General features: G+C 66.6%; 22 protein-coding genes and 1 pseudogene. 11 read left to right on the top strand and 12 right to left on the bottom strand.

The window, feature by feature from the left end:
- Positions 1-7: 7 nt before the first annotated feature.
- From H6717_29125 to H6717_29115, 3 genes are read right to left on the bottom strand one after another with little or no spacing between them, the layout of a single operon-like run.
- Complete coding sequence (locus tag H6717_29125; protein MCB9581126.1) at positions 8-757, bottom strand: HesA/MoeB/ThiF family protein; 750 nt, start codon at positions 755-757, stop codon at positions 8-10.
- Positions 738-1,697 (bottom strand): cysteine synthase A, encoded by a 960-nt coding sequence (cysK, locus tag H6717_29120; GenBank protein MCB9581125.1) that lies wholly within the window; start codon positions 1,695-1,697, stop codon positions 738-740. Before cysK ends, H6717_29125 begins: the two co-directional genes overlap by 20 nt.
- Positions 1,698-2,165, bottom strand: a complete 468-nt coding sequence (locus H6717_29115) for an Rrf2 family transcriptional regulator (protein MCB9581124.1) — start codon at positions 2,163-2,165, stop codon at positions 1,698-1,700. It abuts the gene before it with no gap.
- Between the two features lie 50 nt (positions 2,166-2,215).
- Here H6717_29115 and H6717_29110 point away from each other — a divergent pair, with 50 nt between their 5' ends.
- From H6717_29110 to H6717_29095, 4 genes are all read left to right on the top strand, one after another.
- The gene (locus H6717_29110; GenBank protein ID MCB9581123.1) at positions 2,216-3,523 is read left to right on the top strand and encodes a C69 family dipeptidase; all 1,308 of its coding nucleotides are present in this window, start codon (positions 2,216-2,218) and stop codon (positions 3,521-3,523) included.
- A gap of 161 nt (positions 3,524-3,684) precedes the next feature.
- A complete protein-coding gene (locus H6717_29105; protein MCB9581122.1) occupies positions 3,685-5,421 on the top strand; it encodes a hypothetical protein in 1,737 nt (578 codons plus the stop codon).
- Between the two features lie 185 nt (positions 5,422-5,606).
- A complete protein-coding gene (locus tag H6717_29100) occupies positions 5,607-6,341 on the top strand; it encodes a hypothetical protein (protein MCB9581121.1) in 735 nt (244 codons plus the stop codon).
- A 56-nt stretch (positions 6,342-6,397) separates the two neighbouring features.
- Complete coding sequence (locus H6717_29095; GenBank protein MCB9581120.1) at positions 6,398-6,850, top strand: EamA family transporter; 453 nt, start codon at positions 6,398-6,400, stop codon at positions 6,848-6,850.
- Between the two features lie 23 nt (positions 6,851-6,873).
- Here H6717_29095 and H6717_29090 read toward each other — a convergent pair whose 3' ends face one another.
- From H6717_29090 to H6717_29050, 9 genes are all read right to left on the bottom strand, one after another.
- Positions 6,874-7,395 carry a hypothetical protein gene (locus tag H6717_29090; protein ID MCB9581119.1) on the bottom strand — a complete coding sequence of 174 codons (522 nt, stop codon included), beginning with the start codon at positions 7,393-7,395 and terminating at the stop codon, positions 6,874-6,876.
- A 6-nt stretch (positions 7,396-7,401) separates the two neighbouring features.
- Positions 7,402-8,100: a hypothetical protein gene (locus tag H6717_29085; GenBank protein MCB9581118.1), complete on the bottom strand. Its 699-nt coding sequence runs from the start codon at positions 8,098-8,100 to the stop codon at positions 7,402-7,404.
- Positions 8,101-8,395: 295 nt separating this feature from the next.
- Entirely contained in the window at positions 8,396-8,809 is a 414-nt protein-coding gene (locus H6717_29080; GenBank protein ID MCB9581117.1) for a cupredoxin domain-containing protein, read from the bottom strand.
- Between the two features lie 383 nt (positions 8,810-9,192).
- On the bottom strand, positions 9,193-11,400 hold the full coding sequence (locus H6717_29075) for a heavy metal translocating P-type ATPase (protein MCB9581116.1): 2,208 nt from the start codon (positions 11,398-11,400) through the stop codon (positions 9,193-9,195).
- A 349-nt stretch (positions 11,401-11,749) separates the two neighbouring features.
- Positions 11,750-12,289: a Rieske (2Fe-2S) protein gene (locus H6717_29070; GenBank protein MCB9581115.1), complete on the bottom strand. Its 540-nt coding sequence runs from the start codon at positions 12,287-12,289 to the stop codon at positions 11,750-11,752.
- A gap of 193 nt (positions 12,290-12,482) precedes the next feature.
- Positions 12,483-13,427 (bottom strand): DUF882 domain-containing protein, encoded by a 945-nt coding sequence (locus H6717_29065; GenBank protein MCB9581114.1) that lies wholly within the window; start codon positions 13,425-13,427, stop codon positions 12,483-12,485.
- A gap of 48 nt (positions 13,428-13,475) precedes the next feature.
- A complete protein-coding gene (locus tag H6717_29060) occupies positions 13,476-13,967 on the bottom strand; it encodes a hypothetical protein (GenBank protein ID MCB9581113.1) in 492 nt (163 codons plus the stop codon).
- Positions 13,968-14,263: 296 nt separating this feature from the next.
- Positions 14,264-14,578 (bottom strand): P-II family nitrogen regulator, encoded by a 315-nt coding sequence (locus H6717_29055; GenBank protein MCB9581112.1) that lies wholly within the window; start codon positions 14,576-14,578, stop codon positions 14,264-14,266.
- A gap of 106 nt (positions 14,579-14,684) precedes the next feature.
- Positions 14,685-15,233, bottom strand: a complete 549-nt coding sequence (locus H6717_29050) for a hypothetical protein (protein MCB9581111.1) — start codon at positions 15,231-15,233, stop codon at positions 14,685-14,687.
- A 502-nt stretch (positions 15,234-15,735) separates the two neighbouring features.
- Here H6717_29050 and H6717_29045 point away from each other — a divergent pair.
- From H6717_29045 to H6717_29015, 7 genes and pseudogenes are all read left to right on the top strand, one after another.
- Positions 15,736-17,025, top strand: coding sequence for a TolC family protein (locus H6717_29045; protein MCB9581110.1), 1,290 nt, complete (start codon positions 15,736-15,738; stop codon positions 17,023-17,025).
- Between the two features lie 119 nt (positions 17,026-17,144).
- Positions 17,145-19,052 carry an efflux RND transporter periplasmic adaptor subunit gene (locus H6717_29040; GenBank protein MCB9581109.1) on the top strand — a complete coding sequence of 636 codons (1,908 nt, stop codon included), beginning with the start codon at positions 17,145-17,147 and terminating at the stop codon, positions 19,050-19,052.
- Positions 19,049-19,495: pseudogene (locus H6717_29035) on the top strand (efflux RND transporter permease subunit). The gene H6717_29040 and the pseudogene H6717_29035 overlap by 4 nt, the downstream one beginning before the upstream one ends.
- 216 nt (positions 19,496-19,711) lie before the next feature.
- A complete protein-coding gene (locus H6717_29030) occupies positions 19,712-22,858 on the top strand; it encodes an efflux RND transporter permease subunit (protein ID MCB9581108.1) in 3,147 nt (1,048 codons plus the stop codon).
- Between the two features lie 120 nt (positions 22,859-22,978).
- A complete protein-coding gene (locus H6717_29025; protein MCB9581107.1) occupies positions 22,979-23,248 on the top strand; it encodes a hypothetical protein in 270 nt (89 codons plus the stop codon).
- A gap of 5 nt (positions 23,249-23,253) precedes the next feature.
- Positions 23,254-24,606: a sigma-54-dependent Fis family transcriptional regulator gene (locus tag H6717_29020; GenBank protein MCB9581106.1), complete on the top strand. Its 1,353-nt coding sequence runs from the start codon at positions 23,254-23,256 to the stop codon at positions 24,604-24,606.
- Positions 24,587-25,690 carry a sensor histidine kinase gene (locus tag H6717_29015; GenBank protein MCB9581105.1) on the top strand — a complete coding sequence of 368 codons (1,104 nt, stop codon included), beginning with the start codon at positions 24,587-24,589 and terminating at the stop codon, positions 25,688-25,690. Before H6717_29020 ends, H6717_29015 begins: the two co-directional genes overlap by 20 nt.
- The last annotated feature ends 47 nt before the right edge of the window (positions 25,691-25,737 follow it).

Raw genomic sequence — 25,737 nt, 5'->3', positions numbered from 1 at the left:
CGTCTCCTTATGCCGCACAGATGCCTTGGATGTAGCGGGACTCGATGATGTCGAAAATCTTGGGGCTGGACCCGCACAATGGGCAGTCCCCCCGCGCCGCGACAGCGACCGAGCGCAAGCGGTCGGTCTTGCCGTCGAAGGTGTGGATGGTTCCAAAGGGGGTTTCGCCCGCCAGCAGTCGAAGGGCGAGGTCCGCCATCAGGGCACCGCACACCCCCACCACGGGACCCATCACACCGGCCTCGGCGCAGTTGGGCACCGCGGCGCCGGTGGGAACGTCCTCGAACAGGCAGCGGTAGCAGGGGGCGCCCTCGGGGGCGACGCACCAGGCCGTCGCCGTCCAGCGCACCCCGGCGCCGTGGACCACGGGGCGTCGGGCCAGATGAGCGGCGTCTGCCGCCAGGAATTTGGTGGCGAAGTTGTCCGCGCCTTCCACGATCACGTCGGCGCGCTCCACGAACGACAGCGCGTTGTCCGGCAGTAGCCGCTCGCGGACGAGCTCGATCTGCGTGCGGCCATCGCCCAGCGCTTCCAGGCTCTCCCGCGCTGCGTCGAGCTTGTCGCGCCCGAGCTGCTCGTCCCGGAACAAGATCTGTCGATGCAGGTTGGAGAGCTCCACCTCGTCGTCGTCCGCGAGCAGCAGCCGGCCCAGACCGGAGCGCACCAGGGCCAGGGCTGCAGGGCACCCGAGGCCCCCGACGCCCACCACCAGCACGGACTTGCCGGCGAGCACGGAGTCAGTCTGCGAAGTACTCATCGAGGCTGAAATAGCGTTCGCCGGTGTCGCACAGGATGGTGACGACGTTCTTGCCGGGGCCGAGCTCGCGCGCCACGTCCAGCGCGACACCGACGTTCGCCCCCGCGCTGATGCCCACCAGCAAGCCCTCCTGCGTGGATAGCGCGCGCTTGACCTGCCAAGCGCGGTCGTCGGTCACGGTGCGCACCTCGTGAGGCGCCGTCGCGTCGAAGTTCTTGGGCACGAAGCCCGCCGCCAGCCCTTGGATCTTGGTGGGGCCGCGCTCGCCGCGGGTGATGGTGGCGCAGGCCTCGGGCTCCACGGCGATGATGCGGCAGCCCGGGGCGCGCTGCCGCAGCGCGCGCCCGACGCCGCTCACGGTGCCTCCGGTGCCCACCGCCGCCACGAACGCGTCCAGGCTCTCTCCGGCCATGGCGTGGAAGATCTCCTGCGCCGTCGTCCGCGTGTGGACCTCGGGGTTCTCGGGGTTGTCGAACTGTTGCGGCATGAACGCGCCGGCGGTGGCCGCGACGATCTCCCGCGCGCGCTGGATGGCGCCTTCCATCTGCCCCGATTCCGGCGTCAGCACGACCTCGGCGCCGAAGGAGCTGAGCAACTGCCGCCGCTCCAAGCTCATGCTCTCGGGCATGGTGAGGATGCAGCGATAGCCTCGGCGCGCGCACACCAGCGCCAGGCCGATGCCGGTGTTGCCGCTGGTGGGCTCCACCACGACGCCGCCGGGGCCGAGCTTGCCCTCGCGCTCGGCGCGCTCGATCATCGCGAGACAGATGCGATCCTTCACCGAGCCGCCGGGGTTCTGGGACTCCAGCTTGCCGAAGACGCGCCCCCGGGTGGGCTCCGGCTCCAGACGGCGGATCTCCACCAAGGGTGTGTCGGCGATCAGCTCCAGCACACTGCCGTAGACAGCGGGATGGTCGGGCAACGACGGGAGGGACGTCATCTAGATCACGTAGACGTAGCGCTGGGTCTTCGCGCGCCGCACGCCGAGCTCGTCCGCCCGAGCGCAGATGTCGGCGATCGTCACGGCATCGAAGCATGCTTCGATGCGGGCCGAAAGATCACGAAACACCGTCTCCGTCACCTTGCGTGCGTCGGCTCCGGCGCGCGCTTTCTTGGCGGAGGTGGTATCCGCCCGCTCGCCGAGGAGGATGGGACCTTCGAGCGCCCGCACCACGTCTCCCAGGCGAATCTCCGTAGCCCGCCGGGCCAGGCTGTAGCCGCCTTGGGGACCGCGCTTCGAGCCCACGATGCCGGCGCGCTTGAGATCCTGGAAGATCTGCTCCAGAAACCGCGGCGGGATGCCCTCCCGCTCGGCGATGTCCTTGACCTGGGTGGGTTTGCCGTCGTTGTAGAACGCGATATCGAACAGCGCCCGCACGGCATAGCGCCCCTTGTTCGAGAGCTTCACGCCTGGGGTTCTAATTCCTGCATCGGTTTTGTCAAGAACGGAGACGCGGCATGTGCGATACGCTGGTAGCCACCGGAGAGGTCACCGCCGATGGTCGCGTGCTGTTCGCGAAGAACAGCGATCGGGAAGCGAGTGAGGCACAGCTCTTGGAAGTGGTGCCACCGCGGGTGCCCCGAGGCTCGCTGACCGCCACGTACATCGAGGTGCCCGAGAGCGAGCCCCCGCGTCGGGTGCTGCTGTCGCGGCCGCACTGGATGTGGGGCGCAGAGATGGGCGCCAATGACGCCGGCGTGGTGATCGGCAACGAGGCGGTGTTCACCCGCGTGCGTCCGGAGCGCGTGGGCCTGCTGGGTATGGACCTCTTGCGCCTCACGCTGGAGCGGTCGGCGTCCGCTGAAGGCGCGGTCGGCGTGCTCACGGCGCTGCTCGAGGAGCACGGGCAGGGCGGCCCGGCGGGACATCGCGACAAGCGCTTTCGCTACGACAACAGCTTCTTGATCGCCGACCCCGACGACGCCTGGGTGCTGGAGACCGCGGGGCGCGCGTGGGTCGCCGCGCGCGTGCGCGGCGTGCGCGCGATCTCCAATGGCCTGACGATTCGCGACGAGTGGGATCGCGCCGCAGACGGCCTCGCGGCGCGGGCGCGGGATGCCGGTCTCGAGCCGGGGCGCGGCCGCGTGGACTTCGCGCGCACCTTCGCCGATCCGTGGATCACCCGCGCCGCGGCCGCCCGCGGCCGCCGGGGCTGCAGCGAGGCCTACCTGCGAGGACGGGCAGGGGAGATCACGCCGCAGACGATGATGGCGGCCCTGCGTCAGCACGGCAGCCCCGACGATCCACGGCGCGCGAGTCGCGGCGTCGCGGGTACGGTGTGTGCCCACGCGTCGTGGTTGCCGAACCGCCGCGCCGCGCAGACCACGGCGTCTCTGGTGAGCCATCTCGCCGAAGAGCGGAGCACGCACTTCGCGACGGGCACTGCAGCGCCGTGCACCAGCGTGTTCAAGCCGCTGTGGCTCGACGCCGCGCCGGACCTCGGCCCCGCGCCGGGGGACGACTACGACGCGGACTCCCTGTGGTGGCAGCACGAGCGCGTGCACCGCCGCGCGCTCAGCGACTTGCCGCGCTTCGTCGAGCTCATCGCCGGCGAGCGGGACGCGTTCGACGCTCGCGTCGTGGCCGCCGCCGCGGAGATGGAAGCCGCCCCGGTCGAAGAGCGGCGCGCGCTGTCCGAGCGCTTCTTCGCCGAGGCCCGCGCCCTCGACGCGCGCTGGCTCGACCGCGCCGTGGCGGGCCGCCGACCGGGCCTCGGCTACGCGGCGTACTGGGACGCGGAGGATCGACGCGCCGGCCTCGAGTGACGGGGCTCGCGCCGCCCCGACACCCCAATGAAAATCGGCTTGCAGGGGCATCGCAAAGTTCCAACTTCGAAGCGCCTTTTTTCGCGTGAGGGTGTACGAAAGGCTGACGGATCGCCGTCCGGGATCCAGAATGCACGACAGCTAGGCGGAGGCGATTTTCAATGCGGCGCTTGTTCTCACTGATCTTGGCGATCACGGCGGGGTGTGCACTCACGGTCGGGTGCAGCTCCAGCGGTACCAACGGCGGCAACGCGGGCTCGGGTGGAAACCTCAACACACCGGGATGCACCGCGGCACCGGACTGCCAAGCGTGCTCCGACTGCTACTCCAAGTGCGCCTGCTCCACCGGCGACTTGCAGCAGTGCTATCCCGCCTGCGGCCTGCCCATCCCCGGCACCGGCGGCAGCGGCAACACCGGCAACACCGGGGGCTTCGGCAACACCGGCAACACCGGCGGTACCGGTAACGTCGGCAACACCGGTGGCACCGGCAACACGGGCAACACCGGCGGTGGCACCAGCACCGGGGAGCTCGCCAAGGGCATGCGCATCACCGAGGTGAGCGTGTACCAGGGCGTGAAGATCCCGATCATGCAGAACGGCGGCGAGGTCGGGCAGAAGAACGCGCCGGTGGTCGCGGGTCGTCCGGCGTTGGTGCGCATCTTCGTGACACCGGACTCGGGTTGGGTCCCGCGGGACGTGGTGGCGCGCCTCGAGCTGGCGGGCGCCCCGGCCCAGGAGATCTCGAAGTTCGTGTCCGGCCCCAGCAGCGAGACGAACTGGCAGAGCGCCTTCAACTTCGACATACCGGCGGAGCAGATGACGCCGAATCAGGCGTACTCCGTGAGCATCTACGAAGCCGGCAATCCGGGCGTGGCGGCCACGGGCTCCACGGATGGCGCGCGCTTCCCTGCCTCCGGCACCAGCCTGTTCGGCGCGCAGAGCGCGGGCGGCGCGCTGGACGTCGTGCTGGTCCCGCTGGTGGTGAACGGCTACACGCCGGACACCAGCGCCGCGCGGGTCAACGCCTACAAGGATCGCATGTTCCGCCTGTACCCGGTCGACACGGTGAACATGACGGTGCGCTCGCCGGTCAGCTTCTCCGGCAGCGTGGCGCCCACCAGCACCTCCGGTTGGAACAACATCCTCGACAAGCTCCTGTCCGTGCGCCAGCAGGACAACCCGAAGAAGGACACCTACTACTACGGCGTGCTCACGCCCACGGCGACCTTCGCTCAGTTCTGCGGCGGCGCGTGCATCGCCGGCCTCAGCCCGCAGGCGAGCGCCAACGACGTGTTCTCCCGCGGCTCCGTGGGTCTCGGTTTCTTCCCCAGCGGCAACACCCCGGGCAGCCCCGACACCATGGCACACGAGGTGGGTCACGCTCATGGTTTGCCCCACGCTCCCTGCCAAACGGGAGACGCCGGCCCGTTCCCCTACAGCGGTGGCATCATCGGCAGCTACGGCTACGACATCGTCGCCAAAGGCTTGCTCGATCCCGTCAAGTACAAGGACATGATGGGCTACTGCGATCCGGTGTGGATCAGCGACTACAACTACAACAAGCTGTTTTCGCGCATCACCTACGTGAACTCCACGGCAGACTTCATCGCCCTCGATCCGGATCGCGCCCCCGGCAAGTTCCGCTCCGCCCTCATCGACGAGACCGGCGCCATCACCTGGGGCCACGAGTACGACATGGACACCTCGCCCTTCGGCGACAAGCGCACCATCAAGGTGCTCGACGATCAGGGCAAGACCATCAAGCAGATCACCGGCTTCTACTACCCGGTGGATCACCACTCCGGTGGCATCTTGCTGGTGCGCGAGAGCACCCTCATCGGCACGCCCGCCCAGAGCGGCCTGAACGTCGGCCAGACCGCCAAGCTCGCCTTCTGAGCTCGGCTGCTGATGTCGGGGCGGCGCGGAACCTCGCGCCGCCCGCCGCGGCGGGGTGAACGGCGGGTCACGCCGGCGTCCGGGCTCGGCTGTGCGCCCGGCGCACACTCCTGCGGAAAGCGCCGACAATGACGGCTTTTCTCCGGCTTCGTCCTCGGGCACGGCACTTGCGAAGGCGGGGGGCGATGTCTCGCACGTCCCTCCTCGCCGTCGCGCTCGTGACCTCCCTCGCGGGGCCCGCCTGGGCCGGATCGGTGGACAGCGCCGCGCCCGCCACGGGCAGCCGGGACGACGGCTACTACGTGGAGCCCGGCTCCAACGTCGACGTAGAGGCAGCGACCTCCGACGACGCCGAGCGCGAGGAAGACGCCGCCGAGCGGCGTCGCCGCCGAGGCACGTTCTTCATCGGTGAGCTGACCCTCGGCGCCACGCTCTCGGGCGCCGGCAGCTCCAGCGTCGGGGGGCTCTTGGGCGTGGGCGGGAAGATCCCCGGCGTCCCGCCGCGACTCTATCTGATCGGCTCCCTGCGCCACACGCAATCGACGCTGGCCGGCGGCGGCGTGACCACGGTGGCGTACGACAACACGCTGTCCACCACGGACCTGGGCGTCGGGCTTCGCCTGTACGTTCCCGTGGTGGGCCCCTTCCGGATCATGGCGGACGGCGTGATCGGCAGCACCATGCTCTCGGCTCGCGCCGAGTGGGCCGGCGGCGCCGAGAGCGAGAAGACGTCGCTGCCGTATGCGGAGTTCGGCATCGGGCCGCAGTTCCGCTTCTTGTACCACCTGTCCCTGGGCGTCCGCGCGTCCTGGACCTTCGTGGACACCACGCGTTTCGACGGCGTGGGCCCGCTGACGGAGTGGGAGAGCCACTTCGCGAAGCGCACCACGCTGCTGGGCACGGTCACGGCGCACTTCTGAGGCCGCGCTGGGCCGCGCCACGCGTCGGCGTGTTACCGGTCGCCGAAAAACGCTGTATGGTGCGCGCCCCCATGGCCAAGTACGGCATTGCACTCGCGATAGCGCTACTGCTGAACGCTGCGGCAAACCTCATGATCAAGTTCGGCATGCGCGGCGTGGAGCTCGAGCTGGCCGGCGCGGGAATCATGGACAACGGCTTCGTCGGGTTGCTCAAGCTCTTGCTCCGACATTGGGTCGTGCTCCTCGGCGTCGCGTGTTTCGCCGCGAACGTGGTGTTCTACGGTTTCGCGTTGCAGAAGCTGCCGATCAGCACGGCCTATCCGATCATGGTCACCGGCGGCTTCGCCATCATCGTGGTGGTCGCGGGATTGATGCTCGGCGAGCGGCTGTCGGCTCCGCAGTGGGCCGGCGTCGCGGCCATCCTGCTCGGTGTGTTCCTCGTGGCTCGAGACGCCGGGCGTCAGATGGGCGGATCGCCTCCCAAGGATGCCGCAACCGAGGCACGCTGAGAAACTCGTCCCGCTACTCCAAGCTACATGCAGCTCACCATCTCGTTGTCGTCCCGCGCAGAATCGCACAGGCCGAGCATGTCGTCGCGGTAGCGGGCGCACTCCTTCTGTGCGTCGGTCACGTCCGTTGCGTGGGATAGACGTGCCGCGTGGTCGTCCATCGTGGTCCGCATGTTGGCAAGCGTGCTCATCATGGAGTCCAGTTGATTTCCCGAGCAGTGCATGCCGTGCATCTCGCCCATCGCAGCGTCTGCGCGATCGAGGATCCCGTCCATCGCTTGCTCGTGGCGCTGAAGCTCATCCGTGACCCCGGGCAGAGTTGCCGTCCTAGCGCAAGCTTCGGCGTGTTGCGAGATCTCGCCCCCGGCGCTGACGAGCGCTCGGCGCATTTGTTCATTGCCGTCTTCCATGGGACTGGTCATGCAGGCGATCGCCAATAGCGCGACCAGGGCGAGCAGCACCGCTGCACCAAGCCGGGGCCACGGGGCGCGCGACGGAATGGCGGCAAGCTGCTCGGGTTTGGGGAGGCGAAGCTCCTTGGACACGTCGGATTACTCCCTGATTGCCGCGGGCCGGTCGTTCGAGCGCGGCGCGTCGGAGTGAGTGAGGGCCCCGGACGGCACGTGCGTGCGCGTGCGGATCTGTTGCACTGTCGCCGGATCGTCACTTGTGATCGTGACAAAGTGCCCGCCCTCACTGACGTCGATGTCGACGTCCTTCAGGTACAGGGGGCAACCGAGCATGCCTTCGAAGGCGTGCGCTCTCCCGAACGAGTGATGACAGCGCATGTGTGCGGCCAGCGCGCTGGCCGACATCTCCGGCGCGAGCATGAGCTTCGCGCCGCCGGGCACGTCCTGCTCCCGCACCACGCCGTGCATCAGCGGACAGCTTCTCCGGTCGTCGGCTGGTATCGGGCCGCATTGCCGATTCTCGGACTGCTCCAAGACGTGCGCCGCCGCTTCGTGTTTGCGAGCGATAGAACGTTCCTCCTTGGATTCGTCCAGGAACTTGCTGGTAGGGTTGTACCGCCGCCCGCTGTCGTCGAAATCCGTACTGTGGGATCCTGACACCTTCGTTCTCCAAGCTGAAGGATCGAAGCGAGCTTGGAGCTCCGCAGCCCGCTGGCGATGCATCGTTGCCGCGCGGTGGTGATCGAAGGCGCTCATGTCGTCGGGGCGAGTGCCCGGCGGCTGGCTGGCGCAGCCCGCGAGCGCAAGCGCCGCCACCAGGGGGTATTGGCTCAAGTGCATTTGATGGTCTCCTTTCCAGTTGGTGTGCGAATTCAGCTCCCGCAGCCTCCAGGCTGGTTGGCTGGGTTACCGCGGCAACCGCATCCGCCGGCAACCTGCTTGCAAGTCGCAGCGCCGCAGCAAGCTGCAGCGCCGGAGTCGCTCTGCAGTGCCGGCGCCGATGGCATGCGTGAATGGGGACGGAGCCTCAAAACCGTCGGTGCCGGCTCGATCGGCTCCGGGTCCGGTTCGGTCAGGCCGCTGCACGCCGTCGCGAGGAGCAGGATGGCGCCGAAGCGGAACAATGGCAAGCGTGTCATTGGACGACGACCGAGCTCTTGTACATCCCCATTCCACACTGGAACCCCAGCGTGCGGGCTGCTTCTGTCGGGATCGAAATCCGCACCGCGCGTCGGAGCGGAAGGGCCTCCGTGATCCCGAGATCGGGGAACGCAACCTTCTTGACGCAGGTCTCGTCGCTCTTGCGAACGAAGACGAGCGTCAGCTTCTCGCCCGTCTTCGCCGTTACTCGCGATGGGTGGAAGCCGTTGGCGTCCACGCTGACGGAAACGCTTCGGGAGGGGGGTGCGCCACTTGCGGAGGGCGCCAAGGATGCGGAAGTGAGGAGCGCCAGCAGGCCGAGGAGCTTGTTCATGCGAAGCAGCGCTGCAAGGACCACGCCACAGGACCTGGACGGCTTTCCCAGGAACATGCGCCAGCGATGCATCACGCGGCGCGCCGCGTTCGGAGAATTGTCCGACGTTCGTTCACAATATTGCGAACCGACGCGCGACTCAGCGCGCCGAGCCCAGCGTGGTCGCCTGCGAACACGGGTCGCTGTTCACGATGTCGGCATTCCGGCCTGGCGACGGCCTTCTTGCGAGCCGACTACCTTCGATTGATCCGCTCGGCGGGGACGCTCGACGGATCCTCAGAATGCGCCAGAGCGCACTGCCCGCCACCTTCCCGACACGATCGCAGGCCGCGAGCCTCGCACGACCCGTCACCACGGCAGGCCCGAGGGCGCTGCCCGCTCATCTGCTGAGCCGCTACCCACACGGCGCACGCAACGGCCAGCGCGAGTGCTGCAATGAGGTATTCCATCTTGCAGCCTCATACCTCGGTCGAGCGAAGTCGGAGCGCGTTGCTGATCACCGACACGGAGCTGAAGCTCATGGCGGCAGCGGCGATGACCGGGCTCAACAACACGCCAAAGAACGGATAGAGCACGCCGGCGGCGATGGGGATGCCGGCGGAGTTGTAGGCGAAGGCGAAGAACAGGTTCTGCTTGATGTTCGCCATGGTTTTGCGACTGAGGGTTCGGGCGCGGGCGATGCCATTGAGGTCGCCCTTGACCAGCGTGACCCCTGCGCTCTCCATCGCAACGTCGGTTCCGGTGCCCATGGCGATGCCGACTTGCGCCTGAGCGAGGGCCGGTGCGTCGTTCACGCCATCCCCGGCCATGGCCACGATGCGGCCTTCTCTCTGTAGGCGCTTGACCACGTCGGCTTTCTGGTCCGGCAGGACTCCGGCGATGATCTCGTCGATGCCGAGCTTGCCGCCGACCGCCTGCGCCGTGGTCTCGTTGTCACCGGTCAACATCACGAGCCGCACCCCGTCGCCGTGCAGGGCGCGGATCGCGTCGGGAGTGCTTTCCTTGATGGGATCAGCTACGCCGAGCAGCCCCGATGCCCGGCCATCGAGGGCCACGAACATCACCGTTTGGCCGTCGCCGCGCAGCTCCTCGGCGCGCTCGGCCAGCCCCGACGCATCGATACCCAAGCTGTCCATCAGCGCCTGATTGCCGAGGGCGACGTCGCGCTCGCTGACCCGACCCCGGACGCCCTGGCCGGTGATCGATTCGAAGTCCGAAGATGCGCCGAGCTGAACGCCGCGGGCCTCGGCGCCCTGCACGATAGCCGCGGCCAGCGGGTGCTCGCTGCCGCGCTCGAGACTTGCCGCCAGGCGGAGCAGCTCCGTTTCTTGGACGTTTTCCCCGGCGACCACGCTCACCAGCTTCGGCTTGCCTTCGGTCAGGGTGCCAGTCTTGTCGACCACGAGCGTGTCCACCTGGCGCATCACCTCGATGGCTTCGGCATTCTTGAACAAGACGCCGATCGACGCACCCTTGCCGGTGGCCACCATGATCGACATCGGCGTGGCCAGCCCCAATGCGCAAGGGCAGGCGATGATCAGCACGGCCACCGCGTTGATGATGGCGTGGGTCATGCGCGGATCGGGCCCGACGACCGCCCACACCACGAACGTGACGACGGCGATCAGCACCACCGCCGGCACGAAGTAGCCGGCCACGACGTCGGCGAGCTTCTGGATGGGGGCACGGCTGCGTTGCGCCTCGGCCACCATGGTCACGATGCGCGCCAGCAGCGTGTCGGCGCCGACCTTTTCGGCGCGCATTACCAGCGAACCGGTGCCGTTGACGGTCGAGCCCACCACGCGGTCCCCCTCGTTCTTCTCGGCGGGGATGGGCTCGCCGCTGACCATCGACTCGTCGACGGAGCTCTTGCCTTCGAGCACCACGCCGTCCACGGGGATCTTTTCCCCGGGGCGGACCCGCAGCCGGTCGCCGACCTGGACGGACTCCAGGGGCACGTCGTCCTCGCTTCCGTCGTCCCCGATGCGCCGAGCCGTCTTGGCTTGCATGCCGAGCAGCTTCTGGATGGCCTGGCTGGTCTGACTGCGCGCCTTGAGCTCGAGCACCTGTCCGATCAGGATCAGCGCCACGATGAACGCGGCCGCTTCGAAATAGACCCCCACCTGGCCGGATTCGTCGCGGAAGCTCGCCGGGAACAGGCCCGGGAACAGCGCGGCGATGAGCGAGTATACGTACGCCACGCTCACGCCGAGCCCGATCAGCGTGAACATGTTGAGGTTCATGGTGCGGAGCGAGCGAGCTGCCCGCACGAAGAAGGGCCAGCCACAATACAGGACCACCGGAGTCGCCAGGGCAAGCTCCGTCAGCACGCGCACCTGCTCCGACAGCAGCGCCGAGACGGGAGAGCCCGGCAGCATGTCTCCCATCGACACGACGACCAGCGGCACGGTCAGCGCTGCGGCGACCCAGAGCCGACGCTTCATGTCACGGAGCTCTTCGCTCTCGCCTTCTTCGACGGTCACCGTCCGCGGCTCCAGGGCCATGCCGCACTTGGGGCAGCTCCCCGGCTCGTCGCGCACGATTTCGGGATGCATCGGACACGTCCACTCGGTGCGCGACGCCGCGCGGGCTGGCTCGGAGCGCTCGAGGGCCATGCCGCACTCGGGGCAGCTCCCGGGCCCGGCCTCGTGCACCTCGGGGTGCATCGGGCAGGTGTAGTCGCCGCTTTGCGCTTGCGGGCTCACGCGCAGGTGAGGGTGATGATGGGCGTGGGTGTGGTCAGTCATGGCGTCATTTCTTCGAAGCGCGAGCGCCTGGGAATCAGCGCACGCCCACCGGCACGCAACAAGCGTGCCCGCGGAGCGAAGGGCACGCTTCGAGAGCGGGCAGCCAGTGTCCCGGAGCGCGGCTCGAGTCATTTGAGACAGGGGCGCAGACTATTGTCGAATCCGCGCCGCACCGGCCAACCGCGTGAGCCGTGTGGCCAATCGTAGAGGATTGTCACGCCGGCGCAGGGTGAGGAGGCTGTACGCTTCCGCGCCGTACCAACAAATCTCAGTACGCGAGTCGGACTTCTGGTCCGACGGTTACGTCGACGTCGACGTACAAGATTCCGTCACAACTCAGAGTCAGCGCCATTGGGCGCAGATCGCTACCCGCGGGTCCGCTGAGCACATGGCCGTACTGATCGAAGTTGCTGCCGTGACACGGGCAAACGACGCCTGGAGGGACGATCGCGTCCGGCACCGCCAGGTTGCATCCCATGTGCGTGCAGACGGCCGAACGAGCGTACCAGCCGTCAACATCCCGACCGATGAGGGCGGACTGAAACACGTCGTCGTGCGGAGCCGCTTGCAGGCGAAACCCCGAAAAATCGCAGGGGCGGCCCACCGCGCGCCCTGACGGTTGAGGTTCGCAGCCGGGCGGGTTCGGCGCAGGCTCGGCGCAGGGTTCCGGCGCGTCCTGCCCCGCCTCGGCCTCGGCTCCAGCTTCGCTCTCCGCGGCGCCGCCCGTCGAGCCATCGGCGGGGCTCGCGTCCGGCGCGCCGCCCTGACCGGACGGGCCGTGCCCGTCGGCGTCTTGCTGCGGGGACATGCACGCTGGCGGACCCATGAACGCGGCCGCAGCGCCGCTCAAGACGCGCAAGAATCTGCGGCGGTCGTGCTTGCTGGCAGGGAGTCGCGAGCTCATGGTCCGTATGAAGCGCGGGCGGCCGGGCGCACATCGTCGCGGAGGGACGGCGCAGTGTAGGTTGCAGCGCGCGCACCCGCAACCAGCGCGAGATGGACTACCGTCTGGTGGCTTCGAGGTCCGTTCGACGCGCAGCGGTCATTGGCGGGCGCCACGTCCACTGCCGGGAGCCCGGCGCGACCACGCCCGGCCAGCCGTCCACGTATTTGGCTTTCTCGCCCGGCCCGGACGCGTCCACCCACATCGCGTGGCCGGTTCCCGCCGGGCGAACATCGACGTGCACGAAAGTGCTGTTGGGATAGTAGCCACAACCGACGTCCGGCAGGGTCCTGCAGAAGCGGAACAGATCGACGTTGTCGACGCCCGATACCGTCAAGTCGAGAGCGCGACCCTTTCCGTGGGCGCCCTGGCCCGGTCGGTAGCCGCTGACAATCCTGAGCGCACGACCTGGAAATCGATCGGCGATGTGCTGCACGAGCCAGAAGACGCGCGGATGCAGCAGCCGGACTCCGGGGACCCATTCGCCGGCGCCAGCCGCCGGAGTCGGTGTCGAGGGCAGTGGGACCTCGGGGCGGGAGACCTTCCAGGGGCGCGCCAGAACACTCAGCCGATCGAGCGCACCGGGGGCGACGGATCCATCGCAATCGAGCACCCGGAAAGCGTCACTCTCATGGTGACCCCGGAAGGTGATCGCGTTTGGCGCTGGGCATTCGTCCCGCGACAGCATCAGCGGCACTTCCCCCCATCCCAGGCGTTCCGCAGCGAGGGTCGGCAAGCTCTGCCAAGGGTCGGGCGAGCTGCGCCCTAGCGCAGGGTGCCGATAAGCCCACAACCAATCGACGGGCGGAGCCGACGACCTGCCAAGGCGCGGAAGCGCGGCGGTGTTCGTCGGCCAGGCAGTGGGCGTGTTGACGGCAAACCCGGAGGCAACCACGGAATTCGAGGCACGGGCGAGCTGGGGCGTGGCGGCATGCCCCGCGCACGGCAGGAGGAGCGCGACGTTCACCGAGAAGAGCGCCGTAAGGAGTCGAATCGCGACCATGGCTCGGCTCTGTGCAAGGTTCGTGCGCAGCGCCCTTGCGCCGTGCAGTCACGAGCTCGGGCGGGTAGCCGACCAACACATGTCGCAAACGGAATCGCCACGAGACAGCGTATGGGGTCGGAGATAGTGCCCGTGCTCGCCGGCACGGCCGCCGGCCAGGATGTCCGCTGCAGGCCAGTCGTACAAGCACCAGGATTCGTAGAAGGCGTCGAGCTCACCCCGATCGCCGTGACGTGCGACGTATCGCCTCACGAAGCCCAGCGGGGCACAGTGGCTCCAGTGGGTGAGAAAGCGCCCACGCTCGGACCACGCGCTCACTTCGTAGCCAGGTGCGCCAGGCGCGCTGAAGGGAAAGCGCAACAGCGCCTCGAGGGCGAAGCTCATGCGGCGTTGAGGGTCGCGACCCCGCACCTTGCTGATGAAATACGGGAGCTTCAGCATGCGCTCGTAGACCTTCCAGCCGACGTCGGCGAACAACGCCATCGCGTGGCGTCGGTCGATCCCGCGGTCGATGAGCGCGTGGTACGCCGCAATCGTCACGGCGCAGAGAAAAACGTTGAGCTGGTTGCCGATATTCTGAATTCGCTCGAACTCCTCGTCCTCTCTCAGCAACTCGGGAACGCGCCGCCAGATATCATCCAGAATCGCATTCACGTCGGAGCGCAGAAACCGTCCGCGTTGTGCTGCGGAGGGGGCAGTGCGGCGCCCTTGGAGTGCTGCTCGCGCCGCACTCCGCACGACAGGACGCAACGCTCGAGTCGAAAGTGAAACGACCAGCCGAGAGCGAACAGGTCGCGGAACCGGAGCTGTATGGTCCATGATCACCTCCCGACGACCTAGCTCACTCGGGACTTGGTCCGGATTCGGATCAAGTCCTGGACCGGTTGTACCGCGATGATTCCGTCTCCGGCAGCACCGGTGCTGGCGGCACTTTCGATCGTGGTGACGATGTCGCCGGCGGCACGCTCGGGGATGAAGATCTCGATCTTGGCGTGAGAACACTGCCAATCGTGACGATACAGATTCGTGTACTCGCCAAAGCCAACGACGTGAGTCACCGAGATGCCCGGGACTCCGGCTTCCTGAAGGGCCGTTTCGACCTTGGCCAGCAGGTCCGAGCGAACGATGGCCGTCAGTTTGAGGAAATCCATGGGGCGCCCTCCTTGCAACGCGCAACGAGTCGAGCGATCGACTCGTCTGCTTGTGAAGCAATCCGCGTACCAACTCCGGCGTCTCGAGTCGGGGGTACGCAGTAGGTCACGGAACGACGTAGACCACTCCGCACATTCCCTCCGGAGAGGGTCCGTCATTCGCGTGATTGGGGCAGTAGTAGGGGAAGACTCCGGGCACCGGAAAGTCGATCTCGAGTGAAGTCTGGCTGACGTCGCTCACGTCGTGTATCGGGTTTTGAGCGACGTCGCCGGAGCAGGCGCTCGGCCATAGCGGATGCGCCAGAAAGTTTCCCTGCCACGTGATCGTCGTGCCGGCAGGCACGACCACGCAACGCGGCGTGTACTTGTAGGTGAACTCGATGACGAGGTTACCCGTGCTGGCGAGGTCTACTGCGTCCGGCAGCGTACAGTCGCAAATTGGTGTGTCCGAGGTCGCATCCGGTCCACCGGTGTCTCCACAGGGGTCGAAACCCGAATCCGGCGGGCCGCTCTCGGCAAAGCCGGCGTCGGAGGCGGGGGCGGCGTCGGTGGTACTTGCCACATCGGGCGGATCGGCGTCGGACCTACCATCTGGCTGGCTCGCTGCTTGGGTGCACGCCTGCAGCAGCAGGAAGAGGAACGGTGACCGACGCACGACGACCATTGTGGTACGAGGATGATTCCAGAAACACCCTCGGCCGCAGCAACTGGCGTACCAAACTCTTCGGGAGCCGGCCTTCCCGAGACTTCGACTGAACGCTTGTCAGGACCTCGAGCTCGGATTCGGCGCTTCGCCTGAGTCATTTCGTGAGTTCTTTGAGAATTGTCTAAAGGACCAGCAAATCCTCCGAGGCGTTGGCGCGACGCGGAAAGCGCCATCCGCGGCTGCTTCTTCCTTGGTGCACGGATGGTACGGAACCTGCATCGCGTGACGTCCGACATGAATCGACGCCAGCACGGGGGACCTTGGACAAAGTCTCCGCGCGCTCGGTACGCCGGCCGGAAGCGCCCAGCGCGGCGAAACCTTCATCCGCGGTGAGGCCGCGGCGCTCGAACCGCTCATCGGTGTAGTCTCCGCCCCAATTTCGGTCGCTGCGGCAGGCGGTGCCTTGCCCGCGGCGTCCCCAAACACGTTCCACCACGACCAGGAAGCACCCATGCAGACCCAGCTGACACTGACCAGGCACATCTGTGCGCTCGCCGTAGCCGCCGCTCTCTTGTCGATGTCGGCCCCGAGCAGCGCCCAGACCGCCGCCTACGGGCCGGACATTGCGGACGAGCTGGGCGACAAGGCCGTAAAGGCGAACAAGGGCATCGACGCCGTCGAGCAACGCGTGAGTGCGTTGAACGAGAGCGTAACGACGGCCGGTGCCTGGATGAACCCGGTGTTTTCCGCCGAGTACAGCAACGTGCCGGTCGACTCCTTCGCCTTGGGTGATCACCCCATGAGCGGAGTGCAGCTCAAGCTGAGCCAGACGTTCCTTTGGCCCGGCAAGCTCGATGCCCGCGAAGACGAAGCCCGGGCTCGGGTGCGGCAGGCACAGCTCAGCCTCGACGAAAAGAAGGTCCAGCTCAGAACCAGCGTCATGCGCGCCTACTACCGCCTGGCGCTGACTCGGCAGCTTCGCAGCGTCACCCGAGAGCACGTGAAGCTCGTGAAAGATTTTTTGGAGATCGTTCGCGTGAAGAACGAAGCGGGCCTCGTGGCTCAGCACGAGTTGCTCCGGCTCCATGTGCTCTCGGACGAGCTTCAAGACGATCTCAAGAACTTCGACCAAGACGAACGGTCCCTGACGGCAACCATCAACGCCGCGCTCCGCCGTCCTATCAAAACCGTGGTGCGAACGCCCAAGCAGACGAAGGTCCCGGACCCCGACGCCAGCGCGGCCGAGCTGATTCGGCGCGCACGCGAGAAGCGCCCGTTGCTCAAGCGCTACAGTGCGGAAGCCGAAACCTACCGGGCCGCGGCCCGGCGCGCGGCGCGCGATGGCTACCCCGACATTACCGTCTGGGCGGGCTATCGGTTTCGGGTACCTGCGGGCACGGACCCCGGGACCGACTTCGCATCCATCGGCTTGTCGCTGCCGCTGCCGCTCTTCTACAGTCAGCGATCGAGTAGCGAACGGCGCATGAACGAGAAGCTGGCGGCGGAAGCCATGGACAACCGTGCCGCGGCGCTGGATGACATTCGAGGTGACCTCGGCCGCGTGGTCGCAAACTGGAAACGATCCGCACAGAAAGCCCGGACCTATCGCAAAGACCTGACGCCGGCAGCACGCTTGACCCTCGACGCGACTTTCGCCTCCTATCAGGTCGATCGCGCCGATTTCGCGTCGCTATTCCAGGCCGAGGTGCAGTTACTCAACTTCGAGCGTGCCACTCGCATGGCGGAAGCAGCGGCCGCCGAGGCGCGCGTCGACGCTGAAGCGATCGTGGGAGCCAAATGACAACCGATCCCAAACAAGAAGCAGACCGAATCGAGCAACAGGCCGAGGAGTTCGCCGCTGGCGACCCCCCGCACGCGCCGGATTCGACCGACGCGAGCCCGGAGCCGGAGGCTCCGCCTATGTCCGAAGCACCCGCGCCGCCCGACGCGACCGAGCCACCCGAGGTGCCCGTGCCGCCTGAGGACGGGCCCGCATCGGCGCCCCCGATCCCGCGCTCGATCAGCACGAAACGGCTGCTCGTGATCCTCGCCGGTGCGCTGATGGTGATGTACGTGGGCGCGTTGATCGGGCCCACCCTCGGGAAGGATCTGCACGCGGCGTGGTCGAAGGTCACCGGTTCGAAGGAAGAGGCCGAAGGGCCGGGAGGCCAGCACTACTACACGTGCGGAATGCACCCCTGGGTCATCGTCCCCAAGCCTGGCGATTGCCCGATCTGCGGCATGAAGCTCGTTCCGCTGGATCCCGCGAAGTTCTCCGGTGAGGTCAGCATCGATCCGGTGGTCTCGCAGAACATTGGCGTGCGCGTCGAGAAGGTCTCCGAGGGCTCGGAGAGTGGATCCATTCGCACCGTCGGCACGGTCACCTACGACGAGAAGCTGCTGGGCGATGTCAACGTCAAGGTCGGCGGCTGGATCGAGAAGCTCTACGTGGACTACCAGGGCAAACCCGTGAAGCGCGGGCAAGCGCTGTTCTCGCTCTACTCGCCGGAGCTCTACGCTGCTCAAGGCGAGTACCTGCTCGCCTACAAGGCGACCAAGCGGCTTCCCAGCGGCGAGGACAGCAAGGTGGGGGGAGGGCTCGCCAGCCAGTTGCTCGGGCCCGCTCGCACGAAGCTGTCCCTCTTCGACATCGGCTCGGGTCAGATCAAGGCACTCGAGAAGCGCGGCAAGCCGTTTCGGACGATGACCATCACCAGCCCCCAAAGTGGTGTGGTCATCGAGAAACACGCCTTCGAGGGGATGAAAGTCACGCCGGGAATGACGGCGTATCGCATCGCCGACCTTTCGCGCGTGTGGGTGATGGCCACGGTCTACGAATACCAGAGCCGGCAGATCAAGGTCGGGCAGAAGGCGACCATGACGCTGACCTACCTTCCGGGCGAAACGCTCGAAGGCAAGGTCGTCTACATCTACCCGTACCTCGACGAACGCACGCGCCAGATCAACGTACGCCTCGAGTTCGATAATCCCGACCTCAAGCTCAAGCCGGGGATGTACTCCACGGTAGTGTTCCAAGGCACCGCGACAGACAAGCGCGTGCTGGTGTCTCGGTCCGCGGTGATCGACACCGGGGAGCGCCAGGTGGCCTTCGTGGCAAAGGGGGAGGGGCGCTTCGAGCCGCGCCAAGTCAAGATGGGCGCCGAGACGGCGGACGGGAAGGTCGAGATCTTGGAAGGTCTCAAGCCCGGCGAGCTGGTCGTCGTCAGCGGTCAGTTCTTGATCGACAGCGAGGCCAGAATGCGCGAGGCGCTGGCCAAGATGATGAAGGGCACGCCCGTCGCCGAGGCCACCGCTCCGAAGGCGCCAGAAGTAGAGACCTCGACGTTGGTTCTGCCCGACGCGGCGAACAAGGCCCTCGGCACTGCGCTCGATGGATATCTGGCCGTGGGTCACGCGCTGGCGGGAGACACGACCACCGACATCGGCGTTTCCGCGCGCAACCTCGCTGGCGCCATGGACGCGCTCATGGCGATGAAGATTCCGGACCACCCGCACTTCTGGCACGAGCATCCCGAGGCGGCCGACGTGAAGAAGCAGGCCGAGGAGCTCGCCAAGATCAAGAGCCTCGACGAAGCTCGCCGAAAGTTCGCGGTCCTCAGCAGCCAGCTCGCCAAGCTACTTCACGCCACTGGCGTTCCGAAGGCCTACGGCAAGAAGCTGGGAGAGGCCCACTGCCCGATGTACCCCGAGGGCGAGAAGGGCGGATCCGTCTGGATCCAGGCTGAAGGGACGGTCAAGAACCCGTTCTTCGGCAAGGCGATGCTGACCTGTGCGGATTGGCAGCGCCCGCTGAAGGTCGCGAAATGATCGCCCGCGTGATTCGCTGGTGCTCGTTCAACCGAGCGCTGGTCATCCTGCTGACGGCGTTTCTGACGTTTGGCGGCATCTGGGCCACCTATCACGCAACAGTAGATGCCATTCCGGATCTGTCCGACGTGCAGGTCGTCATTCGTACCGAGTACGCGGGGCAGGCACCGCAGATCGTCGAAGATCAGGTCACCTATCCGCTCACCACCGCCATGCTCGCCGTGCCCTACGCCAAGGTGGTGCGCGGCTACAGCATGTTCGGGACCAGCTTCGTCTACATCATCTTCGAGGATGGCACGGACCTCTATTGGGCGCGCAGCCGGGTGCTCGAACAGTTGAGCTCCGTCGTCAGCAAGCTGCCAAAAGGCGCCAATCCCGAGCTTGGCCCCGACGCCACGGGCGTCGGGTGGGTCTACGAGTACGCGCTGGTGACGGGAAAATACTGCGCATCACACCCAAACGGGGCGTGGCACGACCCCGACACGGACAAGTGGTACGAGTCGCGAGACCAGGCGCCAGAGAAGGCGCGCCCACGGCTGATCCACCATCGGATCTTCGAAGACGGGCGGGTGGTCTATTTCGACGAGCTGGAAAACAAGCGCTACGACACGCCCGACGACGCGCCGCCCGAAGTGCGTCCACGCCTCGAGCGCGTCCAGATGGGCAAGTCGTACGACAAGTGCCCGCTCGATGGCACGCCGCTGGTGCGAAGCAAACAGAACCTGGCGGACCTCAGAAGCCAGCAGGACTGGTATTTGCGATATGCGCTGACCGCGGTGGACGGCGTGAGCGAGGTCGCTCCGATTGGAGGCTTCGTCAAGCAGTACCAGGTGGTTGTGGATCCGGTGAAGCTCCTGGGTCTCAACATCCCGCTCAGTAAGGTGAAGTCCGCAATCCAGCGCTCGAACATCGACGTCGGTGGACGTCTGATGGAGATGAGCGAGATGGAGTACATGCTCCGCGGCGTGGGCTATCTGGGAAGCCTCACGGACCGCGAAATCGCGCAGGCTCGCGAGGCCGGCCAGAGCGTGGAGGAGCTCCGCAACGAGAAGGTGCTAGCCGGGCTCCGAACCGTTTCCCTCGGTGCGAACGAGGAGGGCAAGCCGATCTATCTCAAGGACGTTGCCGAAGTCCGCACCGGCCCGGACATCCGGAGAGGGGTGGCGGATTGGAACGGCGGCGGGGAGACGGTGGGCGGCGTCATCATCATGCGTTTCGGCGAAAACGCTCGCCAGACCATCGACAACGTGCGCGCCAAGCTCACTGATCTCGAGCGAGGCCTACCGCCCGGGGTCGCGATCCAGCCAGCCTACGATCGTTCCGACCTGATCGGGCGCGCCGTCAATACGCTGACGCACACGCTGATTGAAGAGATGGTCGTCGTTTCCTTGGTCATCTTGCTGTTCCTGCTGCACGCGCGCAGCGCGCTCGTGGCGGTCGTCGTGCTACCGATAGGCGTGCTCGGCAGCTTCATCGCCATGAAGCTCTTCGGCATCAACGCCAACATCATGAGCCTTGGCGGGATTGCGCTCGCGATCGGAGTGATGGTGGACAGCGCCATCATCATGGTGGAGAACGCGCACAAGCACCTGGATCACGAGGCGGAGCGCCTCAAACAGGGTGGGGTGCCCAGATCGCGCGTCGAGATCATCGCCGAAGCGGCGGCGGAGACGGGGCCAACGCTCTTCTTCAGCCTGCTGATCATCACGGTCTCTTTCCTGCCCATCTTCGTGCTGGGCGAGCAGTCGGGGCGTTTGTTCAAGCCGCTGGCGTTCACCAAGACGTTCGCCGTCGGGTTTGGCGCTCTCTTGGCGGTCACCATCATCCCCGTGTTGATGGTTTATCTCATCAACGAACGCACCATTCCGGAGCGCGTGTCCCCGAGGCGGCGCTTGATGATCACGCTCGGCGGGATCTTCGGCCCGGCCTTGCTCCTGGCGCTGATACCCCTGCCAGTGCTCTCCCACTATCGCTGGGTCATGGTCATCGGCTGGATCATTCTCGCCGCCATCGTCCTGCTTCCGCAGCGCATCCATTCGGAGGAGAAGCACCCGCTCAGCCGCTACCTCCAGCGCGCCTACAATCCGGCTTTCAAGTTCGCGATGGCCCACCCGTGGTTCGTCACCGGGAGCATGGTGGCCCTGCTCGTGTCGACGGCGTGGCCGCTCAGTCACTTGGGCAGCGAGTTCATGCCCCCGCTGGAGGAGGGTGACCTGCTGTACATGCCCACGACGGACCCGGGCATCAGTGTCGACAAGGTTCGGGAGCTGTTGCAGCAAACCGACGCGATCATCAAACAGTTCCCCGAGGTCGAGAGCGTGTTCGGGAAGGCGGGGCGCGCCCAAACGGCGACGGACCCTGCGCCGCCCAGCATGCTGGAGACGACGATCGTGCTCAAGCGTGACAAGAACCTCTGGCGTCAGATCCCCGTGGCGCGCTTCTACGACCCTCTCCCCGACTTCATGAAGAAGCCGTTTCGCTGGGCGTGGCCGGATCTGAGACCCATCACGGTGGACGAGCTCATCTATGGCTACAACCTTCCGGGAGGGCCGCACGTCAAGGGCTTGAATGAAGTAATGCAGATACCCGGTCTCACCAATGCGTGGACCATGCCGATCAAGACACGCATCGACATGCTGTCGACTGGGATCAAGACTCCCGTCGGGATCAAGGTGCTCGGTCCCGATCTCGCCACGCTGTCGGACATCTCGGCACGCATATCCCAAGTCGTGCGTACGGACGAGGGCACCGGACAGTACACGGTCAGCGCGTTCCCAGAGAAGACCGTCGGGGGCAACTACCTCGACGTGCGCATCAATCGCGAGGAGATTGCGCGCTACGGCCTCAACGTGGCGGACGTGCAGGACGTGATCATGAGTGCCACCGGGGGCATGACCATTGGTGAGACCGTCGAGGCATTGCAGCGGTACCCCATCAACGTGCGGTATCCTCATGAGCTTCGCGATAGCCTCGCCGCACTGCGCCAGACTCTGGTCCCGACTCCTTCCGGTGCCCATATCCCCCTCGCGCAGCTCGCAACGCTGTCGATTCACAAGGGGCCGCCGATGATCAAGAGCGAGAATGCGGTGTTGACCAGCTGGGTCTACGTGGACATCGCGGGGATCGACGTCGGCACCTACGTCAAGAATGCGCAGCGGGCAGTGCAATCACAAGTGAAGCTCCCGCCGGGCTACAGCATCGTGTGGTCCGGGCAGTACGAATACATGGAGGCGGCGAGAAAGCGGCTCCAAGTGGCGGTACCGTTGGCGGCCATCAGCATCATCCTGCTCTTGTATCTGGGTACCCGGAGCTGGCTGCGCGTCGGTATCGTCGTTCTGGCGATTCCCTTTAGCTTGATCGGCGCGTCGTGGCTCCTGTACCTGCTCGGCTACAATCTCTCCCTCGCGGTCTGGGTCGGCGTCATCGCGCTGGCTGGGCTCGACGCGGAAACCGGTCTGGTGATGCTCTTGTATCTGGATAGCAGTGTGGAACGCTTCCGGAACCTGGGGCGAATGAGAAACGACAGCGACCTGTGGCACGCCATCCACGACGGCGCCGTGCAGCGGATCCGGCCCAAGATGATGACGGTGATGGTCGTCTTCGTCGGCTTGGTGCCGCTGCTCTGGGGAACCGGCGCCGGCGCGGACACCATGCGGAGACTCGCAGCACCGATGATCGGCGGGCTGGCGAGCAGCTTCATCATGGAGCTGGTGGTCTACCCGGTGATCTTCTATCAGGCGAAACGCCTCGGCTTGCACCGCGAGCAGCGGCGGCGGGCGAGGGGGTCGGATTTGGCAACGGCTTGAGTGGTGTCGCATGGACAGACGATCTCGGTGCTGCGCTTGGAGTCCCTCCGTGCCACAATCGTGCGCGCGCCGCGCATCATGCGCGGCCTCGCTTGGGGATGGAAAGGCGCCGGAGGATTCATGAAGCGAGTAGCAGCGGTGGAGATTGCAGCAGTTCTCAGCGGGCTTTTGATCACGGCCTGCAACAAATCGACCGAGGAGCCGAAGCCGGAGCCGGCGACTGCCGAGACCAAGACCGAGCCGGTGGCGTCCGCCAACGACAAGAGCGGTGCGGCGGTGGAGGCGAAGGAGGTGGCTCCCGCGGCGAGCGCATCCACGGGTGACAAGGGGGCCAAGAGCAAGGAGAAGAAGTGTTCGCCGAGCGGTTGCGCACCCGGTAGCTGCGGCTGATCGAGATGCCCGAAGCTCGGATCCTGTTCGTCGAAGACGACGCCGCGGGGCGCGAGCTCGGCAGCTACAATCTCCGAAAGGCCGGCTACGACGTCGACGCCGTGGCGTCGGGAGAAGAGGCGCTCGCGCGGTTCTCCCCCGACGTTCACGCCCTCGTGATCACCGACGTGCGCATGCCCGGCATCAGCGGTCTGGACGTGCTGCGCTCCGTGAAGGTGAAGGCGCCGGACGTCCCAGTGCTGGTGATCACCGCCTATGGCAGCGTGGAGACTGCCGTAGAAGCGATGAAGCAGGGGGCCGCCGACTTCGTCGGCAAGCCCTTCAACCGGGATCACCTGCTGTTGTCGGTGGAACGCGCCCTCGAAGGGCGACAGCTTCGGGACGAGGTGCGCCGCCTCCGGCGGAACGCGGCAGGGGTGGAAAGACCGCTGGTCGCCGCTTCGGAGGCGATGCGCCGCGTGCTGGAGATCGCGGATCGTGTCGCCGCCTCCGACGCCACGGTGCTCATCACCGGCGAGACGGGCACGGGCAAGGAGCTGGTCGCGCGGCGGGTGCATGCCCACAGCGGCCGTGCGGACGGTCCCTTCGTCGCCATCAACTGTGCCGCGGTCCCGGGAGATTTGCTCGAGAGCGAGCTGTTCGGTCACGAGAAGGGCGCGTTCACCGGAGCGACCCGGGCACGCGAGGGGCGCTTTCGGCAGGCCGAAGGCGGCACGCTGTTCTTGGACGAGATCGGCGAGATGCCTCCCTCGCTGCAGGGGAAGCTGTTGCGCGTGCTGCAGGAGCGCGTTGTCGACGTGGTCGGTGGCGATCGACCCGTTGTCGTCGACGTGCGACTTCTGGCGGCCACCAACCGCGACCTGGCCCACATGGCCCGCGAGGGAAGCTTCCGCGAGGATCTCCTGTATCGCATCAACGTCCTCGAGGTGCGAGTGCCGCCGCTTCGAGAGCGACCGGAGGAAATCGCGCCGCTGGCGCGGCACTTCGTGGAGCGATTCGCGCGCGGCCGCGAGCTGTCCCTGCCGGAGGACGTCATCGCAGAGCTCCGGGCGCGCCCGTGGCCGGGCAACGTGCGTCAACTGGAGAACGCTTGCGAGCGCTTGGTGATCTTGTGTGACGGTGACACCCTCCAACTGGACGATCTCCCGCCGAGGGACGACCAGCCGGAGGCCGGCACCGCGATGGAGTGGCCGGACCTTCCCCCCGACGGCCTGGGGCTCGTAGACCTGGAGAAGCGCGTCATCGAGCGGGTGTTGGCGCTGAAGCACGGCAACGTCAGCCAGGCAGCCCAGTACTTGCGGGTGCCCCGCCACGTGCTGGCCTATCGAATGGTCAAGTATGGGATCAGCCGCGACTGAGCTCGCGCCTCTGCGCACGCGGCTGCTTTCGCGCCCCATGGTGCTGTTCGTGTGGCTGCCCATCGCTTGCATTGGGGCGCTTCACTACGCAACCAGCAGCGACTTGTACTGGGTGCACGACGTCCTGCGGCGGCTGTACTACTTGCCCATCATCGTCGCGGCGTTCTTGGTCGGAACTCGCGGCGGAATTTCGGCGGCCTTGGTGGTGAGCGCCACGTACTTGCCGCATGCATTCGTACACCTCGGCCACCTCGCGCACATGGACCCCGCCGACACGGTGCACAAGGCGCTCGAGGTCGTGCTCTACAACATCGTCGGAGGCGTCGCCGGCGTGCTGGCAGACCGAGAGCGCAAGCGCCGCGTCGAGCTTGCTCGGGCGCTCGACGAGCAGCGCCGATTGCAGGACCAGCTGGTGCGAGCGGGGCGCCTCAGCGCCTTGGGGGAGGTGGTCGCGGGCGTGGCTCACGAGATCAAGAACCCGCTCCATTCGCTCAAGGGCACCGCGGAGATCATCGACCCCGTGATTGCCGAGGGCAGCGACGAGCGCCGAATGTGGGAGCTGCACGTCGCGGAGCTGGATCGATTGCACCGCATCGCCGATCGCTTCGTCTCCTTCGCCAAGCCTCAACCTCCGGATCTCCAGGAGCTCGACCTCGGAGAGGTGGTCACGCAGCTCACCGAGCTGGTCGGCGTGGATGCGCGCAAGCGGGGCATTCAGCTGAGCGCCAGCGTTCCAGAGCGACCCACCCGCGTCCGCGGCGATCGCGACCAGTTGACGCAGGTCGCTTTGAACATCGTGCTCAACGCCTTGCGCGCCGTCCAAGACGGAGGCGCCATCGAGGTGCGGGTGGAGCCCGCCGGGGACTCGGGCGACCACCATGGACTGGTGGTGGAAAACGACGGTCCGCCGATTCCGAGCAATGAGGTCGACCATCTCTTCGATCCGTTCCATGCGGGCGCCGAGGGGGGCGCGGGTCTCGGTTTGAGCATCTCCGCGAGGATCGTCGAGCAGCACGGTGGTTTCATCGAGGCCGAGAACGCGGGTCTCGGCGTGCGGTTCTCGGTGTGGCTGCCCGCTATTTGACCGCCGCCTCTATGAAGAACGCGACAAAGCAAATACCCTGACGAGAA

It is taken from the genome of Polyangiaceae bacterium (assembly GCA_020633235.1).
GTDB lineage: Bacteria > Myxococcota_A > Polyangia > Polyangiales > Polyangiaceae > JACKEA01.
This window is presented reverse-complemented; position numbering and strand designations above follow the sequence as displayed.

Excerpts from the sequence above, each read along its gene's own strand:
- H6717_29125 (MCB9581126.1), bottom strand. The coding sequence starts at position 757 with ATGAGTACTTCGCAGACTGACTCCGTGCTCGCCGGCAAGTCCGTGCTG.
- cysK (MCB9581125.1), bottom strand. The coding sequence starts at position 1,697 with ATGACGTCCCTCCCGTCGTTGCCCGACCATCCCGCTGTCTACGGCAGT.
- H6717_29110 (MCB9581123.1), top strand. The coding sequence starts at position 2,216 with ATGTGCGATACGCTGGTAGCCACCGGAGAGGTCACCGCCGATGGTCGC.
- H6717_29105 (MCB9581122.1), top strand. The coding sequence starts at position 3,685 with ATGCGGCGCTTGTTCTCACTGATCTTGGCGATCACGGCGGGGTGTGCA.
- H6717_29100 (MCB9581121.1), top strand. The coding sequence starts at position 5,607 with ATGTCTCGCACGTCCCTCCTCGCCGTCGCGCTCGTGACCTCCCTCGCG.
- H6717_29095 (MCB9581120.1), top strand. The coding sequence starts at position 6,398 with ATGGTGCGCGCCCCCATGGCCAAGTACGGCATTGCACTCGCGATAGCG.
- H6717_29085 (MCB9581118.1), bottom strand. The coding sequence starts at position 8,100 with ATGCACTTGAGCCAATACCCCCTGGTGGCGGCGCTTGCGCTCGCGGGC.
- H6717_29075 (MCB9581116.1), bottom strand. The coding sequence starts at position 11,400 with ATGCACCCCGAGGTGCACGAGGCCGGGCCCGGGAGCTGCCCCGAGTGC.
- H6717_29070 (MCB9581115.1), bottom strand. The coding sequence starts at position 12,289 with ATGTCCCCGCAGCAAGACGCCGACGGGCACGGCCCGTCCGGTCAGGGC.
- H6717_29065 (MCB9581114.1), bottom strand. The coding sequence starts at position 13,427 with ATGGTCGCGATTCGACTCCTTACGGCGCTCTTCTCGGTGAACGTCGCG.
- H6717_29055 (MCB9581112.1), bottom strand. The coding sequence starts at position 14,578 with ATGGATTTCCTCAAACTGACGGCCATCGTTCGCTCGGACCTGCTGGCC.
- H6717_29045 (MCB9581110.1), top strand. The coding sequence starts at position 15,736 with ATGCAGACCCAGCTGACACTGACCAGGCACATCTGTGCGCTCGCCGTA.
- H6717_29040 (MCB9581109.1), top strand. The coding sequence starts at position 17,145 with ATGTCCGAAGCACCCGCGCCGCCCGACGCGACCGAGCCACCCGAGGTG.
- H6717_29030 (MCB9581108.1), top strand. The coding sequence starts at position 19,712 with ATGGGCAAGTCGTACGACAAGTGCCCGCTCGATGGCACGCCGCTGGTG.
- H6717_29025 (MCB9581107.1), top strand. The coding sequence starts at position 22,979 with ATGAAGCGAGTAGCAGCGGTGGAGATTGCAGCAGTTCTCAGCGGGCTT.
- H6717_29020 (MCB9581106.1), top strand. The coding sequence starts at position 23,254 with ATGCCCGAAGCTCGGATCCTGTTCGTCGAAGACGACGCCGCGGGGCGC.
- H6717_29015 (MCB9581105.1), top strand. The coding sequence starts at position 24,587 with ATGGGATCAGCCGCGACTGAGCTCGCGCCTCTGCGCACGCGGCTGCTT.